At 67.1% G+C, this 17167-nt stretch carries 13 protein-coding genes, 1 tRNA gene and 1 riboswitch; of the genes, 9 read left to right on the top strand and 5 right to left on the bottom strand.

Translation table 11 applies throughout. The features are described 5' to 3' along the window. Positions 1–26: 26 nt before the first annotated feature. The 4 genes from KZ810_RS10615 (at position 27) to pnuC (ending at position 4426) form a co-directional block, all read left to right on the top strand. Positions 27–103: transfer RNA gene (locus tag KZ810_RS10615), tRNA-Met, on the top strand. A gap of 164 nt (positions 104–267) precedes the next feature. After that, a riboswitch (TPP riboswitch) is annotated at positions 268–377 on the top strand. An 88-nt stretch (positions 378–465) separates the two neighbouring features. Then, positions 466–2715 (top strand): TonB-dependent receptor, encoded by a 2250-nt coding sequence (locus tag KZ810_RS10610; RefSeq protein ID WP_219769093.1) that lies wholly within the window; start codon positions 466–468, stop codon positions 2713–2715. Positions 2716–2717: 2 nt separating this feature from the next. Continuing rightward, positions 2718–3872 carry a phosphotransferase enzyme family protein gene (locus KZ810_RS10605; protein ID WP_258044709.1) on the top strand — a complete coding sequence of 385 codons (1155 nt, stop codon included), beginning with the start codon at positions 2718–2720 and terminating at the stop codon, positions 3870–3872. Continuing rightward, on the top strand, positions 3872–4426 hold the full coding sequence (gene pnuC, locus KZ810_RS10600; protein ID WP_219769031.1) for a nicotinamide riboside transporter PnuC: 555 nt from the start codon (positions 3872–3874) through the stop codon (positions 4424–4426). Before KZ810_RS10605 ends, pnuC begins: the two co-directional genes overlap by 1 nt. A gap of 52 nt (positions 4427–4478) precedes the next feature. Here pnuC and KZ810_RS10595 read toward each other — a convergent pair whose 3' ends face one another. The 3 genes from KZ810_RS10595 to KZ810_RS10585 form a co-directional block, all read right to left on the bottom strand. After that, positions 4479–4733: a hypothetical protein gene (locus tag KZ810_RS10595; protein ID WP_219769030.1), complete on the bottom strand. Its 255-nt coding sequence runs from the start codon at positions 4731–4733 to the stop codon at positions 4479–4481. A gap of 50 nt (positions 4734–4783) precedes the next feature. Then, complete coding sequence (locus KZ810_RS10590) at positions 4784–5026, bottom strand: DUF3253 domain-containing protein (RefSeq protein WP_219769029.1); 243 nt, start codon at positions 5024–5026, stop codon at positions 4784–4786. Between the two features lie 81 nt (positions 5027–5107). Continuing rightward, positions 5108–8407 (bottom strand): trifunctional glycoside hydrolase family 18/polysaccharide deacetylase/glycosyltransferase family 2 protein, encoded by a 3300-nt coding sequence (locus KZ810_RS10585; RefSeq protein WP_219769028.1) that lies wholly within the window; start codon positions 8405–8407, stop codon positions 5108–5110. Positions 8408–8660: 253 nt separating this feature from the next. Between KZ810_RS10585 and KZ810_RS10580 the strand changes: the two genes are divergently transcribed. From KZ810_RS10580 to KZ810_RS10560, 5 genes are read left to right on the top strand one after another with little or no spacing between them, the layout of a single operon-like run. After that, positions 8661–9209 carry a DUF1003 domain-containing protein gene (locus tag KZ810_RS10580; protein WP_219769027.1) on the top strand — a complete coding sequence of 183 codons (549 nt, stop codon included), beginning with the start codon at positions 8661–8663 and terminating at the stop codon, positions 9207–9209. A 52-nt stretch (positions 9210–9261) separates the two neighbouring features. Continuing rightward, the gene (locus tag KZ810_RS10575) at positions 9262–9948 is read left to right on the top strand and encodes a winged helix-turn-helix domain-containing protein (RefSeq protein WP_308461534.1); all 687 of its coding nucleotides are present in this window, start codon (positions 9262–9264) and stop codon (positions 9946–9948) included. A 16-nt stretch (positions 9949–9964) separates the two neighbouring features. Then, positions 9965–11314, top strand: coding sequence for a sensor histidine kinase (locus KZ810_RS10570; protein ID WP_219769025.1), 1350 nt, complete (start codon positions 9965–9967; stop codon positions 11312–11314). A gap of 19 nt (positions 11315–11333) precedes the next feature. Then, positions 11334–12944 carry an alpha-amylase family glycosyl hydrolase gene (locus KZ810_RS10565; RefSeq protein ID WP_219769024.1) on the top strand — a complete coding sequence of 537 codons (1611 nt, stop codon included), beginning with the start codon at positions 11334–11336 and terminating at the stop codon, positions 12942–12944. Between the two features lie 2 nt (positions 12945–12946). Beyond that, on the top strand, positions 12947–13957 hold the full coding sequence (locus tag KZ810_RS10560) for a glycosyltransferase family 4 protein (RefSeq protein WP_219769091.1): 1011 nt from the start codon (positions 12947–12949) through the stop codon (positions 13955–13957). Positions 13958–13961: 4 nt separating this feature from the next. Here the strand turns inward: KZ810_RS10560 and KZ810_RS10555 are convergent, their stop codons facing one another. After that, positions 13962–14981 (bottom strand): SDR family oxidoreductase, encoded by a 1020-nt coding sequence (locus KZ810_RS10555; protein WP_258044707.1) that lies wholly within the window; start codon positions 14979–14981, stop codon positions 13962–13964. Positions 14982–15061: 80 nt separating this feature from the next. Further along, a complete protein-coding gene (locus KZ810_RS10550; protein WP_219769023.1) occupies positions 15062–17098 on the bottom strand; it encodes an NAD(+) synthase in 2037 nt (678 codons plus the stop codon). Between the last annotated feature and the right edge of the window lie 69 nt (positions 17099–17167).

Raw genomic sequence — 17167 nt, 5'->3', positions numbered from 1 at the left:
AACACCGTGCAGCCAAGGCTACCTGTCGCGGGGTGGAGCAGCCCGGTAGCTCGTCAGGCTCATAACCTGAAGGTCGCTGGTTCAAATCCAGCCCCCGCAACCATACACAACACACACACAATAGCCCCTGACCAACCAGGTCCGGTGGCCTTTATGCGTCCAGTGCACACGTCGCCCAACGCTGGCAATCGCACAGTCTTGATGGCCGCCGCAGTCATTCGCCGCCCGACGATAACCCTTTGCGCAAACCCCATAACCGCCTAAAGCGCGCCATCCCCGGGGGACCGCTGGTGCGCGGTTGAGAGGTGGGCAGCAGCCCATGACCCGCTGAACCTGATCCGGCTTACACCGGCGTAGGGAGGGTCGCGGCTCTGTCGTCCCTCCGCGTGGAGTGGACTTGGTACGATGACCGCTGTGTTTCCCCCTGCGCTGACGACGATCAGATTCGGTGCTGCGGCGTTCTGCATGGTGGCTGTCTCAGTGCCAACGGCCGCGTCGGCGCAGCAGGCCACCGCCCGGCAGCCTGACATTCGCGTCGTCGGCCACCGCGACCCCGAAGGGCTGCTGCCGGATCAGACCGAGCCGAAGGCGGTCAGCGCGATCTCTTCCGATTTCATCGTCAAGCAGGCGCCGACCCTCAACGCGTTCCAACTTGTGAATCTGTTGCCCGGCGCGAACGTTGCGTCGAGCGATCCGTACGGTCTGTCATCGAGTTCGAGCCTGACGCTGCGGGGCCTCGGGCAGGACGAAATCGGCGTGCTGCTCGAAGGCGCCCCCCAGAACGACATCGGCTATTATTACGCCTATCCCTCGCAATTTGCCGACCCCGGCAACGTGCGGCAGATCGCGCTGGCGCAAGGGTCGGTGGATATCGACTCGCCGACAGTCGGCGGCGCGGGTGGATTGCTGTCGTTGACGCTCGACGACCCGAAGACGACGCCGCAGGCGCTAGTCGATCTGTCGCTTGGCTCCTATGCATTGCGTCGCGTGTTCGCGCGCGTCGACACGGGCGAGATCGGCCGCACGGGGCTGAAGGCATTCCTATCCTACTTGAACACTCGCGCGGACAACTGGCGCGGCGCGGGCTACGATACGCGTCAGCACGTCGATGCCAAGCTGCTGCGCGAATGGGGAGGCGGGAACCGCGCCAGCCTAGCACTGTCGTACAATGACGCGAATAACGCGAGTTATCCCAGCCCGACGCTCGCCGACTGGGAGGCCAAAGGGCGCAATTTCAACTATGACGCGCGCTACAGCGCGGAGAACACCAATTACTGGAGGCTCTACCGGGCGCCGTTCCGCAATCTCTATGCCTCCGCGCCGGTCCATTTGGCGTTGAGCGACCGACTGACGCTGGACACGACGACCTATCTCCAGTTCGGCTACGGCAATTCGCCGTATGGTACTGAGCTAGCCACGACCGGCAATTTCCTCGGCAACGAGGAATTGACGCAGCCGATCGCCTTGCCCGGCGCGATCGACGGCGTCGCGACGGTGCTGGGCAATTACACCGGCGACCAGATGCGCACGGGCAACGTCAGCAAATTGACCCTGCGAGCGGGCGTTCACCAGATCACCACCGGGCTATGGTTCGATTATGGGACCGACCGTGTTGCGCAAACCTATACCGCGGTCGATGCTTATGGACGTCCGGCGGACCGGTGGGGATACCGCAGCAAAGCGATCCGTACTGCCGACGGTCGGCTGCTGGCCAATGAGAATCAGCGCACCGTGACCGTGACGAGGGCGTTTTTCCTCGCCGACAGTATTGCCTTGGGACCGCGCCTGACGATCGATGTCGGCATCAAGGGCGTCGGACTGCTGCGCAACGGTCGCAATTATCTGCCGGGGCCGCAGCGCCGCGTGCGTCGCGACAGCTTCACCTTGCTGCCACGCGCAGCGGTTCATTACATGCTGGATGATCGCCAGCAGGTGTTCGCCAACGTCACGACCAATTTCCGCACGCCCAACGAATTCACGCTCTATGACAGCTACGATGGCGGCGTCGTGACGACCCGCGGCACCGATGCGCTGAAGAACGAATATTCGGTGTCGCAGGAATTGGGCTACCGCTACATCGGCCCCAACCTGTCGGGATCGATCACCGGCTTTCACTACAAGTTTCGCAACCGCCAGCTGGCGACCGTGATCGACGCGGGTGGTGCGCAGGTCAATTCGACGCTCAATGCGGGTGGGCAGACCTCCTACGGGATCGATGCCGAGATCGACTATCGCCCCGCAAGAGGCGTCAGCGTCTATGTCTCGGGCGAGTATCTGCGCGCGCGGATCGATGACGACCTGCCGGTCGGCGCCGACTTTCTACCGACGCGGGGCAAACGTGCGGTATCGAGTCCGGTGTTGCAGATCGGGGGCGGGGGCACGTACGACGATGGCCACCTGTTCGGCAGCATCGCCGGCAAATATGTCGGACGCCAATATGCGACCTTCGTGAACGACGAGAGCATCAGGGATTACGCGACGCTCGATGTCGCCATCGGCGTACACATGGCTGACTGGCTCGACGGCAAGCGAACCGATCTACGCGTCAACGCGATCAACGTGACCGATCCGCACGTGCTGGCGGGCGTGCAGGCGGTCACCACCAACGCGAACGACGTCGTCGGGCGACGCGGCACGACCATCGCCGGAGCCGCGCCCGCTTATTATGTCGGCAGCGGCGCCGCGGTCGTCGCGACGCTGTCGCGCGGCTTCTGAGCATGGGTGAAGCGCAGGGTCATGCGGCCGATCACCGTGTGCACGGCATGGGCCTCGCGCTGGAGGCGCCGACCTGGCCAGCTATCACCGACGACGAGGCGTCGGCCGTGCTGGCCCATTTTCCGGCTGCGACGCCGATCGACGCTCTGCGCTGGCACTCCCCACGTCCGTTCTCGGCGGCGACGCTCATTGATACGGCGGACGGAGCGTTACTACTCAAGCGGCATGATCGCCGGGTGCGCACGATTACCGGGCTCGCAGAGGAACACCGTTTCATCGCTCATCTGGCCGCAGCGGGGGTGCCGGTACCCGACGTGCTGCGGAGCGTAGACGGCGCCAGCGCGGTCGCGATCGGTCAACGGAGCTACGAACTTCACCGTCGGGGGGCGGGGGAGGACGTATATCGCGACCGTCCGTCGTGGACGCCGTTCGTGTCGAACGCGCATGCCCACGAGGCAGGGGCCGCGCTGGCGCGACTGCATCGGGCATCACGCGGCTTCGACGCGCCGCCGCGTACCGCGCAACCGCTTGTCGCGAGCCTCTCCATCCTGTCGGCGGTCGACCCGCTGACCGATGCCGACGCCTATGTCGCGGCGCGTCCGGCACTGGCCGCGTTTCTCGCGGAGCGTGCGTGGCGACGCCGGCTGTCGTCGATCTTCGCGGCGGCGGGTGGCGGTCTGGCGCGCCGCATCGCGGACCAACCGTTGCTGTGGACCCACAACGATTGGCACCCGTCGAACCTTCTGTGGTCGATGAGTGGCACGATCGAGACTGTATTCGATTTCGGCCTTGCCGATCGCACCTGCGCGGCGCACGATCTGGCGATCGCGATCGAGCGGACGGCGTTCGCGTGGCTGAAGCTCGGCGAGGTGCCAGACGATGCGATTGCCGATCCCACGACCGCGCTGGCGCTGCTCGCCGGCTATGAGAGGGTCCGCCCGCTGAGCCGAAGCGAGATCGCCACGGTCATTGCGCTACTGCCGCTGGTGCACGTCGAGTTCGCGCTGTCCGAGATCGACTATTTCGCCGGTGTCGTCGGTGATCGGGATGGGGCATTGCTTGCCTGGGACGGCTACCTGCTGGGCCATGCCGAATGGTTCCTTTCCGCGCCGGGGCAGGATTTCCTCGCCCATCTGCGCGCCGAATACCGCGTATGATGTCGCCGCTTGAGATCGCCGCCGTCGCGGCGAGCTTTCTCGCGATCTGGCTGACGGCGCGGCGCAACCTGCTTTGCTGGCCGCTGAACCTCGTCGCGTGCGCACTGTATTTTAAGCTGTTCCTCGACGTGCGTCTCTACGCCGACATGGTGCTGCAGGCGTTGTTCGGGGTCGGTATCCTCTACGGCTGGTTCGTCTGGCTCCGCGGCCGGCATGATACCGGTACGGTCGTGGTGATGCCGCTGCGCCATTTACAAATTCTGGTAGGGTTGGGCGTAGGCGCGCTGGGTGCGCTCGCGATCGGCTGGTTCACCAGCCGCCACACCGACGCTGCACTACCGTGGCTAGACGCGACGCTCAGCAGCTTCAGTCTCGTCGCGCAATATTGGACTGCGCGGCGACACCGCGAAAGCTGGCTGCTCTGGATCGCGGTGGACGTCGTCTATGTCGGGATGTTCGTCGTGAAGGGGCTGATCCCGACCGCGGGCCTGTACGCGGTGATGATCGGCCTCGCCGTCATGGGATACCGGGAGTGGCGACCCTCTGGGAGGTAGATATCGAACAACCGGCGCCGTCAGAACCGAGTTATCAGCAGCGTATGAGACGTCAGTGCTCGGTCAACTCGGCGATTTCGAACTCGAAGCGCGTCCACCCGTATCGCCTTGCTGCCTGTTCGGTCAGCGCTTTCTTGCCGGCAGCTTCCTTGGCGGAGGTTGTGTGACCCCAGAACACCTCGGTCTTGCCGTCGGGGAGATGCGCAACGATGCGCCAGTAATGCGTGAACGGCGCGGCGGTGGAGCCGATCGTCTTGACGTAGCCATCGGTCATCGGTGCGGTCAGGTAGCGCTTCTTTCTCTCCATGCGCGCGCGATAGCCCTGTGACGACGAAAGCGGGAGAGGGGCTCTCTGTCTCAATCGTCGCCCCGCCCGATCCTGTACGGTCCCGATCTTTTCGCCATCGGGCGGCCCTTCCAGCTCAGTCGTATCAGCCCGTCGCGGACGAGGTCGTCGACCGCTGCATGGACGCCGGGCATCGCACCGCGCCAGTCCGGCGCAATCGCGCGCGCGATTTCGCTCGGGCAGACCGTCCCGCCTGGCGCGCGGCGCGCGAGCAGCGATAACAAGGCCGTTCTGGGATCGGTCGTACGGCTCACGTTGATCCAGCATCCTACCGCGCCAATCCCCACCCGGCACGACCCCTCCCACCAATCGTGCCGAGGCAGGTCACCGTGCCCTCACGCCGTCGCGGCGGTGACGCGGCCGCTGCGTTCCAGCTTGTTCCAGCCGACCACCCAGCCACCGATCGCCGAGGCGATCGCGCGCAGCACGACCCAGTACATGATCTGACGATAGACCAGCCGCTGCGCGACGAGCAGGAGCGCGGGGTAGCGCGCCTGATGCCCGTCGAGCCGGTACGCGACCCAGCCGCACAGCACGTCGATCGTGGTGAAGGCGAGCCAGTAAAGCCCCATCGTGCTGACATCGCCGCTCGTCTGCGCCCAGCCGTGCTGCGCGACGCGCAACGCGGTGCCGACGATCGACAGCACGAGAGCGAGGTCGATCAGCGGCGAGATCGCGGCGAACAGGATCTGGAACAGCCACGCCTGCGGCATGCCGACGAACGCCAGCCCGCGCGGGCGCCGCCGCTTGAGAATGCCGCGGTGCTTCCACAGGCATTGCAGCGTGCCGAACGCCCAGCGATAGCGCTGCTTGGCGAGTGCGCGGAAACTCTCGGGCGCCTCGGTCCAGGCGACTGCGCGCGGATCGAAGGTGACGCGCCAGCCGGCGCGCTGGATCGCGATCGTCAGATCCTGATCCTCGGCAAGCGTATCCTCCGGGTATCCGCCGACCGCGTCGAGGGCGGCGCGACGCCACGCGCCGACCGCACCCGGAACGACGGTGATCGCATCGAACCCCGCGAGCGCGCGGCGTTCGAGGTTCTGCGAGGTGATATATTCCACCGCCTGCCACCGCGTGACGAGGTTGATGCGATTGCCGACGCGCGCGTCGCCCGCGACCGCGCCGAGCCTGGGATCGGCGAACCAGCGTGCGAGCCGCCGGATCGTCTGCGCCTCGAACTGCGTGTCGGCGTCGAGCGCGATCACGATCTCGCCCGTCGCGTCCTCGAGCGCGCGGTTCAGCGCGGCTGCCTTGCCGCCGTTCCTGAGCGTGAGCAGCGTGACGCGTGCATCGTCACCGTACGCGTCGGCGACGATCGCGCTGGTGCGATCCTTCGAGCCATCGTCGACGACGATCACCTGCAACGCGGGATAGTCGCTGGCGAGCACGCGTGCGACCGAGGCGGCGATAACGCGTTCCTCGTTGTACGCGGGGATGATTACCGACACGCTGGGGGTGAACACCGGCGGTTCGGGGCGTTTCTTGCGGCTCTGAAACCACGCGAGCCCCGCCATCATCACGCCGCGCGCGATCCCCAAGCTGATCGCCACGAAGAACAGCCAGCCGAGCAAGGCCGACAGCGCGGCGAGCACGATGAACACCGCGACATCGGTACGAACCGCGAGCAGGTCATGCCCCGATACTTTCGGCATCGCCTGCGCCGGCGGCACGCCGACGAGTTCGGACGCGGTGACGAAGCGGTAGCCCTCGGCCTGCAGCGTCGCGATGATGCGCGGCAGCGCCGCCACCGTCTGCGCGCGATCGCCGCCGCCGTCGTGGAGGAGGATGACGTTGCCCGAATTCTCGGGCGTCGCGGCGTGCACCTGATCGACCACCTGGGTGACGATCGAGTCGACGCCCGGGCGCTGCCAATCGTTCGGATCGACGTGCAGTCCGACGACCGTATAGCCCGCCTGCTGCGCGGCGAGCGCCGGCCCGAGCTCGTCGGTCGTGGTCGGCTCGGCATCGCCGAAATAGGGCGCGCGGAACAACCGCATCGAGCGGCCGGTATAGGCCTGCACCATTCGCTGCGTCGCATTCATCTGCAGATCGGTTTCGCGTGCGCTGGCCGCGGCGAGGTTGGGATGGGTATAGGTATGATTGCCGATCTCGCCGCCGTCGGCGATGATGCGATTGAGCAGGCCGGGATGCTCGAGCGCATTCTCGCCGATCACGAAGAACGTGCCCGGCACGTGCGCCTGTTCCAATACGTTCAGGATGCGCGGGGTCCAGGTGCCGTCGGGTCCGTCGTCGAACGTGAGCGCGAGCTTCTTGGGATCGGCCGCGCCTGCGCGCCGCACGACATAGGGCGTCGGCAACGTGTCGTAGCGCTCCTGCCGGATGATCCCGGTCGCGTCGGTCGCAATCGTGCGGTGGCCGGTCTGCGGGGTCGCCGTGATCCGCAGGATCTCGCCGCTGCCCTCGACATCGGTGTTGAGGAGCTGCTTCAATGTCGACAGGTCGGGCTTTCCGCCGATGCGGAAGGCGCCGAGGTCGGACCAGAAGCCCGGGTCCTCGCTGCCGAGCCGCCACAGCGCGACATCACCGATCCCCAGGCGTTTGAGCACCTGCATCTGGTTCCAGCTCGTCGCGGCGTCGAGCATCCAGATCGCGTGATGCGTGCCACTGTCGTCGTACGCGAAGCCCGCATTGCCGCTTGCCGGATCGAAGCTGATCGACGCGTCGCTGTCGTGCGCGGCGAGCCAGGCCTCTTCCATCGTCAGCGCGTCGGTGTCGTCGCCGTGCCAGTCGTAACCGTAGCTGCCCAGCGCGACGACGAGCTTCTCGCGCCCGACGCGCTTCAGCGCATCCTGCACCTGCGCGACGAACCAGTCCTGCGCCGCGATCGGGCCGGCGGTGCCGCCTTCCCAGTGTTGATCGTACGCCATGAAGATCAATTTGTCGCACGCGCGGGCAAGCTGGGCGAGCGGCCAGGTCTCGTCCTCGGCCGGCGCGGTCAGCGCGATCTGCGAGCCGGCAGGCAGCGCCACGCGCACGTCGCGCAGGAAACGCAGATAATCGGGCATCGCGCTCGCGGGCAGGGTTTCCAGGTCGAGCACGACGCCGCCGTAATGGCGTGCCGCGACCATCTGCCCGAGCTTGACCGCGAAGCTGCGCCGCGCCGCGGTGTCGTGCAGCAGCGCGGCGGCACCGGCGCCGTCCCACTCGGCGTTGCCGAAATTCTGCACCATCGGCAGCACCTTGGGCGGGTGCGGCATCGCCGCGATCATGCGGTTGAAACGCACGTCGTCGTTGACCGTCACGCGGTGCTGCGGCCCCGACACGGTGATCAGCGACGGCACCACCCAGTCGAGCGAGCCGACGTGGCGACGCAGCGACGCGATGCTCGAATCGTCGCCGGGCGAATAGAAGCCGATGCTGAGCGCGGTGTTCGCGGCCTTGCCGGCGCGACGCGGCAGCCATGCGGCGATGCCGTGGCGCGGCGGGTTGCCGCGCAGCCGCGACGCGTGCGGTTGCGGCAGCGGCAGCGCCAGGTCGCGCTCGTGCGGGACGCGTACCAGCGTCGAGGCGAACGCGACCGCGGCGAGGATCACCGACAGCAGGATCAGCCCCAACAACCGCTTCGACCAGCGGCTGCGCCGGCCGGTCGGATCGAAGAAGACGGGCGCGCGCATAGCTCAGCGGGCTCCCGGTCGGGTCGGCGGCGTGACGGTGGTGAACATGTTGACGGCTCCCGGTACGGGCTTCGCGCCCGATGCCCGGCTACTAGGCGCCGTGCGATGGCTGAGCGCTTAGGCGCAGCTTAACTTCGTGTCATGTTGGCGCGGCGGCGCGTCGATTATAAACGTTTGTTCATGCGACGCTCAGCGTGTGAACAGGCGCGAGCGGGCAGGGACGTCCAACGAATAAGGACTCCCCCCCCCCCGCATGGCCACCAACCCGCTGCACGTCATCGTCGGCCGCCTGCTCGGCAAGACCCCCGCCGCGCTCGACGCGGAGGAGCAGCGCGTGCTCGCGACCATGCAGGAAAAGCGCCCCGTCTCGCGCGACGCGGCCGATGTCGCGGACGACGTCGCGACCTTCGGCGATCGTTTGTCGGACAAGGTGGCGGCGGTCGGCGGATCGTGGAGCTTCATCATCGCGTTCACCGCGATCCTGCTCGGCTGGATGCTGATCAACAGCGACGTGCTGACCTACTGGGGCCGCGCGTTCGATCCTTATCCCTACATCTTCCTAAACCTGATGTTGTCGACGCTCGCCGCGGTCCAGGCGCCGATCATCATGATGAGCCAGAACCGGCAGGCAGCGAAGGACCGGCTCGCGGCACGGCTCGATTACGAGGTCAATCTTCGTACCGAGCTCGAGATGCTGCGCCTTCACGACAAGATCGACCTCGCGGTCGCGGCGCGGCTCGACGAGGTGCTCGAGCAATTGCGTACACCGTCGGTATCGTCGCCCGCGTCGCGGCGCGCTTGACAGCGGCCGCGGTTTGCCGGCGTCCTGTCGCGATTTGAAAGGGAGTATGCGGTTGGCGAACAAGATCCTGCTGGTTGAGGACGACGCCTCGACCGCCGATTTCATCGCCAAGGGGCTGGGCGAAGAGGGCTTCGTCGTCGATCGTGCGACCAACGGCCGCGACGGGCTGTTTCACGCGACCGACGGCAGCTACCATTGCATCGTACTCGATCGCATGTTGCCCGGGATGGACGGGATGGCGGTACTCGCGGGAATGCGCGGTGCGGGCGTTGAGACGCCGGTGATCGTGCTCTCCGCGCTCGGCGCGCCCGAGGATCGGATCAAGGGGCTGACCGGCGGCGCGGACGATTACCTGACCAAGCCGTTCACCTTCGCCGAACTGCTGGCGCGGATACGCCTGCTGATCCGGCGCGGCGCGCCCGCCAACGCGCCCGAGACGCTGCTGCGCTGCGACGACCTGGAGATGGACCTGCTCGCCCGGCGGGTGCGCCGGGGTGGGCGCGCGATTGACCTGCAACCGCGCGAGTTCCGGCTGCTCGAATTCCTGCTCCGCCACGCCGATCAGGTCGTGACGCGCACGATGTTGCTCGAAGGCGTATGGGATTACCACTTCGACCCGGGCAGCAACGTGATCGATGTGCACCTGAGCCGATTGCGCAAGAAGGTGGACGAGGGGTTCGCGCGCCCCATGCTCCACACGGTGCGCGGCGCGGGGTACCGGCTCGGCGTCAATCCATGATGGGGTGCGCCGCGGCGTGAACGCGCGCTCCACCACGCTGCGCATCGCCGCATTGGTGTTCGTGCTGCAACTGGCGGCGGCGACCGTCCTGCTGCTCGGCGTCGGTGCGATCGTGCGCCAGCAGAGCGCGGCGGATGCCGCCGCGACCGCTGACGTGCTGCGCGACGATCTCGTTGCCAGCTACGCGCGTGGTGGGCAACGAACGCTGATCGACACGGTGGCGCTGCGCTCCAGCCGTCGCATCACGCCCAACACGGTGATGCTGCTGATCGACCGTCGCGGACGGACGCTCGCGGGCAACCTCGACAACTGGCCTGCCGGGCTGACTGACGAGACGCGCTCGGCCGAGGTGCGGCAGGTCCGTCGCGGCCACGCCCAGCCAGAAGCCATGCGCGTCCGCGTGTCGCGCCTCGCGGGTGGCGAGCGATTGCTGACCGGGGTGATCGTCGAGGAGGATCGGCGGCTGCTGCATCAGCTCGAGGCCGCGACCTTGGTCGCGCTCGCGCTCGCCGCGCTGTTCGCGGTGCTGGCGGCGGCGCTGACCGCGCGCATGATCGCCGGCCGGCTCGGGCGCACCGTCGCGACCTTGCGCGCGGTGCGCGACGGTGATTTCGTTCGCCGCGTCGAGCAGCATCGCTCAGGCGACGCCTTCGACGAGCTGGCGGGCGAGGTCAACGCGACGCTCAATCGGGTCGAGGCGCTGCTGGGTGAATTGACGCTCGCGACCGACGCACTGGCGCATGACCTGAAATCGCCGCTCACCCGTTTGCGCTCGGCGCTCGAGCGTGCCGCGATCGAGGTACGCGAACCCGCCGCGCAGGAAGCGGTTGACCGCGCGGTGGCGGAGGGCGAACGATTGCTCGCGATGGTCGAGACCGCGCTACGCATCACCCGCGCCGAGGCGGGGATCGGCCGCGACGCCTTCACGCCGACCGACCTCGCCGACGAGCTCGCGCAGATCGCCGAAATCTACGGCCCGCTCGCGGAGGATCACGACAGAGCGATCGTCGTTGATGCACCGAACCCGGCGGTCGTACCCGTGCACCACGAATTGTTCGGACAGGCGCTCGGCAATCTCGTCGACAACGCGCTCAAATACGGCGCGGGCACGATCACGCTGTCGCTCACCGCAGCGCCCCGGGTGGTGACGGTCAGCGTTGCGGACGAGGGAACGGGCATCCCGGCCGATCGGCAGGCAGAGGCGCTGCGCCGCTACGGCCGACTCGACGAGGCGCGCAGCGCGGGTGGATCGGGGCTCGGCCTGTCGCTCGTCGCCGCGGTGGCGCGACTGCACGGCGGCACGATCCATCTGGCTGACGCGGCGCCCGGGCTGCGGGTCGAGATCGCGCTGCCGACCACGGCGTGAGCGTGCTACGCGGGCGACCATGACGCTTGCCCCCCACCATGCCGCCGCCGACGCCCAGTGGTGGCAGCGCGGCACGATCTACCAGATCTATCCGCGCTCGTTTGCCGATGCGAACGGTGACGGCGTCGGCGATCTGGCGGGGATCGAGGCACATCTCGATCACGTTGCCGCCCTCGGCGTCGATGCGATCTGGCTATCGCCGATCTTTCCATCGCCGATGGCGGATTTCGGCTACGACGTTGCCGATTACTGCGACGTGTCGCCGCTGTTCGGCGATCTGGCCGCGTTCGACCGGTTGATCGCTGCTGCCCATGCGCGCGGGCTCAAACTGCTGCTCGATTTCGTGCCCAACCATTCCTCTGACCAGCATCCGTGGTTCCAAGCGAGCCGATCGTCGCGCGAAGACCCGAAACGCGACTGGTACATCTGGCGCGATCCCGCACCCGGCGGCGGCCCGCCCAACAACTGGATCAGCGATTTCGGTGGATCATCGTGGGAATATGACGACCGGACCGGGCAATATTACCTCCACGCCTTCCTGAAGGAGCAGCCCGACCTCAACTGGCGTAATTCGGACCTGCGCGCTGCGATGCTCGACGTGCTGCGTTTCTGGTTCGACCGCGGCGTCGACGGATTTCGCATCGACGTCTTGTGGCACATCGTGAAGGCCGACGGTTTGCCCGACAATCCACCCAATCCGGCCTGGCACGCCGGCATCACCGAACGCGACAAGCTCATTCAGGCGTACTCGACCGACCAGCCCGAGGCGCACGACATCGCGGCTGAGTTCCGCGCGGTGGCCGACGATTACGGAGCGCGCGTGCTGGTGGGGGAGATATTCCTGCCCAACGATCGCCTCGTGCGCTGGTACGGTGCGCCCGAACGGCCCGAGGTGCATCTGCCGTTCAACTTCGCGTTGATCGAGACGGCGTGGGATGCGCCGACGCTGGCGCGGGTGATCGATGACTACGAACGCTCGATCCCGACGCACGGCTGGCCCAATTGGGTGATCGGCAGCCACGACGCGCCGCGGATCGCCGCGCGCGTCGGGGAGGCGCAGGCCCGCGTCGCTGCGACGCTGCTGCTGACGTTGCGCGGTACGCCAACGCTCTATCAGGGCGACGAAATTGGCATCGGGCCAGTGACGATCCCGCCCGACCGCATCCGCGATCCGCAGCATTTCCGCCAGCCGAACCTCGACATCGGGCGCGACCGGTCGCGCACGCCGATGGCGTGGGACGATGGCGCGCACGCGGGGTTCAGCAGGACAGAACCGTGGCTGCCGCTCCACGACGACTGGCGCATGCGCAATGTCGCTGCGCAAGCGCGTGATCCGCGGTCGATGCTGTCGCTCTACCGCGACTTGCTCGCACTCAGGCGTGCGACGCCAGCGCTGTCGCGCGGTTTCTACGCGCCTGCCGAGGCTGACATAGACGTGCTCGCGTTCGAGCGGACATTCGGCGATGATCGGCTGCTCGTCGCGCTCAACCTGTCGGCCTTGCCGCGACGCTTGATCCTGCCCGCTGGAACGACCATCGCCGCGGTTATGCATTCGACGCTTCCGCCGCGCACGCCCGACGGCACGCTTGCGCCCGACGAGGGACTGATCCTGCGGCTGATCCCGGCGTGACCATCCGCGTTGCGATGCTGGCGCCGATCGCGTGGCGTACCCCGCCGCGCCATTACGGCCCGTGGGAACTCGTTACCTCACTGCTGACCGAGGCGCTGGTCGAGCTTGGCGTCGACGTGACGCTGTTCGCGACGCTCGACAGCGTGACCGCAGCCAAGCTCGACGGGGTAGTGCCCGCATCCTACAACGAGGATCCGAGCGTCGACGCGAAGGTGTGGGAGTACCGCCACCTCTCGCACGTGTTCGAACGCGCGGACGAATTCGACATCATCCACAACCAGGCCGACTTCCCCGCGCACGCTTTCGCGCCGCTGGTGACGACGCCCGTCGTCACGACGATCCACGGTTTCGGCAGTGACCGCATCCTGCCGATGTACGAGCCGTTTCAGGACCGCGTGCATTACGTCGCGATCAGCGACGCCGACCGCCACCCGCGCCTCCGCTACGCCGCGACGATCCACCACGGTATCCCGGTCGATGACTTCGCGTTCGACGCGACCGGGAGTGACGACCTGCTGTTCTTCGGTCGAATGCACCCCGACAAGGGCGCGGCCGAGGCGATCGCGGCCGGACGTGCGAGCGGGCGCGCGCTCGACCTCTACGGGATCGTACAGGATCAGGGATATTTCGACCGCGACGTCGCGCCGCACGTCGACGGACGCACGATCCGCTACCACGGCGCGGTCGGGGGCGAGGCGCGGGTGCGGGCGCTGGGACAGGCACGCGCGCTGCTTCACCTCATCAATTTCGACGAACCGTTCGGACTGTCGGTGATCGAGGCGATGGCATGCGGCACGCCCGTCATCGCGATACGCCGCGGATCGATGCCCGAACTGATCGAACATGGCATCAACGGCTTTCTCGTCGACACGGTGGACGAGGCGGTGGCGGCGATCGACCGCATCGACGAGATCGATCGCGCCGCCTGTTGCCGCACTGTCGTCGAGCGGTTCAGCGTCGAGCGGATGGCCGAGGAATATGTCGCGCTTTACCGCCGCATCCTCGGCCGCTGACCGCTTATGGGTTACCCTTGCCGCCGTTGCCGCCGATCGCGGCACCCGTCGTGAAGCTCGACTCGCCGGAGGCGAGCAGGACGTAATGCGCCGCGAGCTCGGCAGGCTGGCCCGCACGACCTAGCGGGGTATCCTGCCCGAATTCACCCATCTTGCCGGGCAATTGCCCGCCCGCGACCTGCAGCGGCGTCCAGAACGGTCCGGGTGCCACCATGTTGACGCGGATGCCGCGCTTGGCGAGCTGCTTGCCCAGCCCCTTCGTAAAGATCAGGATCGCGCCCTTGGTCGAGGCATAGTCGAGCAGTTCCTCGCCCGGATCATAGCTGTTGACCGAGCCGGTGTTGATGATGACCGAGCCCGGCGGCATTGACGGTACCGCGGCCTTGCTGATGCGGAACATCGCGAAATAATTGGTCTCGAACGTACGGACCATCTGCTCGTCGCTGATGTCTAAAATGCTTTCCTTGCTCTGCTGGTACGCCGCGTTGTTGACCAGGATGTCGAGCCCGCCCAGCTGCTTGATCGCGCCCGCGACGATCTTCTCGCAATTGTCGCGGCTGCGGATATCGGCGGGGAGCAGCACCGCCTTGCGTCCGGCGGCGCGGATCAGTTGCGCGACTTCCTGCGCGTCGGGTTCCTCGGTCGGATAATAATTGATCGCGACATCCGCGCCCTCGCGCGCGAAGGCGATCGCCGCGGCGCGTCCGATCCCGCTGTCTCCGCCCGTCACCAGCGCCTTGCGCCCGGTGAGCTTGCCCGAACCGCGATACGAGGTTTCGCCACAATCGGGTCGCGGCGTCATCTTGCTCTGCAGCCCGGGCCAGGGTTGGCGCTGCTCGGGAAACGGCGTCGCAGTGTATTTGGTGCGCGGGTCTTGCAACCCGGCGGCGGGGGCGCCTTGCGCGGGTGCGGGACCGCGGCCGTTACCGCCCTGCGCCTCGGCCGCGCCGCCGCCCAGAACCATGCCCGCCGCCGCGGCCGCGCCGCCCAACACCGTGCGCCGCGTCGTTCCCGTATTATCCATCGCCATTCTCCACCTGTCAGCGCGCCAACGGGTGGCGCGGGCGGAGGTTCATCGGTCGATCCGCTCAGGGATCGCTCGTATCAGGGACCGTTCGCGGCGAGCTCGTCGAGCCAGACCTTGGCGGTTCCGTCCGACGGTGCGCGCCAGTCGCCACGCGGTGACAGCGCGCCGCCCGCCGACACCTTGGGGCCGTTGGGGATTGCCGAACGCTTGAACTGGCTGATCTGGAAGAAGCGGAACACGAACCGCTCGAGCCATGAGGTGATCGTGGCGAGATCGTAGGCGGTCTTCGCTTCCTCGGGATATCCGAGCGGCCAGCGCCCGGCGGCGGCATCGCGCCACGCGTGCCACGCGAGGAACGCGATCTTCGATGGCGCGAGCCCGTGGCGGATGACGTAATGCGCGAAGAAATCGTTGAGCGCGTATGGGCCGATCTTCGACTCCGTGCTCTGCATTTGCTCGCCCGGGACCAGTTCGGGCGAGATTTCGGTGCCCAGGATCGCGGTGAGCACGCGGTCGGTCTCGGCATCATATTGGTCGGTATCGATCGTCCAGCGGATCAGGAACTGGATCAGCGTCTTGGGCACACCAGCGTTGACCGCGTAATGGCTCATCTGGTCACCGACGCCGTAGGTGCACCAGCCGAGCGCTAATTCGGACAAGTCGCCGGTGCCCACCACCAGCCCGCCGCGCTGGTTGGCGATGCGGAACAGGTAATCGGTGCGTAGTCCCGCCTGCACGTTCTCAAACGTCACGTCATAGACCGGCTCGCCGCGACCGAACGGGTGCCCCATGTCGGCGAGCATCCGCGTCGCCGCGGGGCGGATGTCGATCTCCTCCGCGGTGCAGCCCAGCGCGCGCATCAGCGCCCAGGCATTGCCCTTCGTCCCATCGCTCGTCGCGAAGCCCGGCATGGTGATCGCGACGATGTCGGAGCGCGGGCGGCCGAGCCGGTCGAGCGCTTTCGCCGCTACGATCAACGCGTGGGTCGAATCGAGCCCGCCCGACACACCGATCACCAGCCGCTCGGCGCCAACCGCCTGCACCCGCTTGGCGATGCCCTCGACTTGAATATTGAACGCTTCGAAACAGTCCTCGTCGAGCTTGTCGGGTGTGTTGGGGACGAACGGGAAACGCCTGATCTCGCGCCGCAGCCCGACATCGGCATAGTCCGGGCGGTGCGCGAAGCCGATGCGTCGCATGCCGCATTCGGGATGATCCTGTGCGCTCGCGGCGTCGTTGAAGGTGCCGTTGCGCAATCGCTCCTGGATCAGGCGTTCGCAATCGACGTCCACGACTAGCAGTTCGGGCGCGTGCGCGAAGCGGCTTGACGACGCGAGCAGTTCGCCCAGTTCGTGCACGCTGCCCTGTCCGTCCCAGGCGAGGTCGGTCGTGCTCTCGCCCGGCCCGGCGGCCGAGTAGACGTAGGCGCAGATCGCGCGCGCCGACTGCGACGCCGACAGCATCATCCGCTCGCGCGACTTGCCGACAACGACGTTCGATGCCGACAGATTGCAGCATATAAGCGCGCCAGCGAGCGCGCCGGCGGTCGAGGGCGGCGTGGGCGCCCAATAATCCTCGCAAATCTCCGCGTGGAAGACGAAATGCGGCAGGTCGTCGGCGGCGAAGATCAGGTCGGTGCCGAACGGCACGCGCTCGCCCCCGATCGCCACGTCCAGGTCGCGCAGTCCCATGCCGCTCGCAAACCAGCGCTTCTCGTAATATTCGCGGTAATTGGGCAGGAAGGTCTTGGGCACGACGCCCAGCACACGCCCGCGCGCGATCGCGACCGCGCAATTGTAGAGCCGCCCATTCCGCGCGATCGCGGCGCCGACCAACAGCACGGGGCGCAAATCCGCGCTGGCCGCGCGGACCGTCTCGATCGCGCTGAGTGTCGCTGTCTGCATCGCCGATTGCAGGTGAAGGTCGTCGATCGCGTAGGAGGTGAGGTTCAGCTCGGGATAGACGATCAGGTCGACCGACTGCGCGTCGGCTTCGCGTGCGAGCGCGATCGTCGCGGCGGCGTTGGCGGCGGCGTCGCCAACGCTCGCCAGCGGGGTGGCGGCCGCGACACGCAGCATGCGGTGATGGTGGATCGACCGAAAACGTTCGCTCATGACACCATGCGTTAGGCGCTTGCGGCGGCAAATGGCAACTTGCGTCCGTCCTGCTCTCCGTTGCATCCT

Source organism: Sphingomonas citricola (assembly GCF_019429535.1).
Lineage (GTDB): Bacteria > Pseudomonadota > Alphaproteobacteria > Sphingomonadales > Sphingomonadaceae > Sphingomonas > Sphingomonas citricola.
Note: the sequence above shows the minus strand (reverse complement) of the source record. Positions and strands in the feature narration are given on the sequence as shown.

Excerpts from the sequence above, each read along its gene's own strand:
- KZ810_RS10610 (WP_219769093.1), top strand. The coding sequence starts at position 466 with ATGGTGGCTGTCTCAGTGCCAACGGCCGCGTCGGCGCAGCAGGCCACC.
- KZ810_RS10605 (WP_258044709.1), top strand. The coding sequence starts at position 2,718 with ATGGGTGAAGCGCAGGGTCATGCGGCCGATCACCGTGTGCACGGCATG.
- pnuC (WP_219769031.1), top strand. The coding sequence starts at position 3,872 with ATGTCGCCGCTTGAGATCGCCGCCGTCGCGGCGAGCTTTCTCGCGATC.
- KZ810_RS10595 (WP_219769030.1), bottom strand. The coding sequence starts at position 4,733 with ATGGAGAGAAAGAAGCGCTACCTGACCGCACCGATGACCGATGGCTAC.
- KZ810_RS10585 (WP_219769028.1), bottom strand. The coding sequence starts at position 8,407 with ATGCGCGCGCCCGTCTTCTTCGATCCGACCGGCCGGCGCAGCCGCTGG.
- KZ810_RS10580 (WP_219769027.1), top strand. The coding sequence starts at position 8,661 with ATGGCCACCAACCCGCTGCACGTCATCGTCGGCCGCCTGCTCGGCAAG.
- KZ810_RS10565 (WP_219769024.1), top strand. The coding sequence starts at position 11,334 with ATGACGCTTGCCCCCCACCATGCCGCCGCCGACGCCCAGTGGTGGCAG.
- KZ810_RS10555 (WP_258044707.1), bottom strand. The coding sequence starts at position 14,981 with ATGGATAATACGGGAACGACGCGGCGCACGGTGTTGGGCGGCGCGGCC.
- KZ810_RS10550 (WP_219769023.1), bottom strand. The coding sequence starts at position 17,098 with ATGAGCGAACGTTTTCGGTCGATCCACCATCACCGCATGCTGCGTGTC.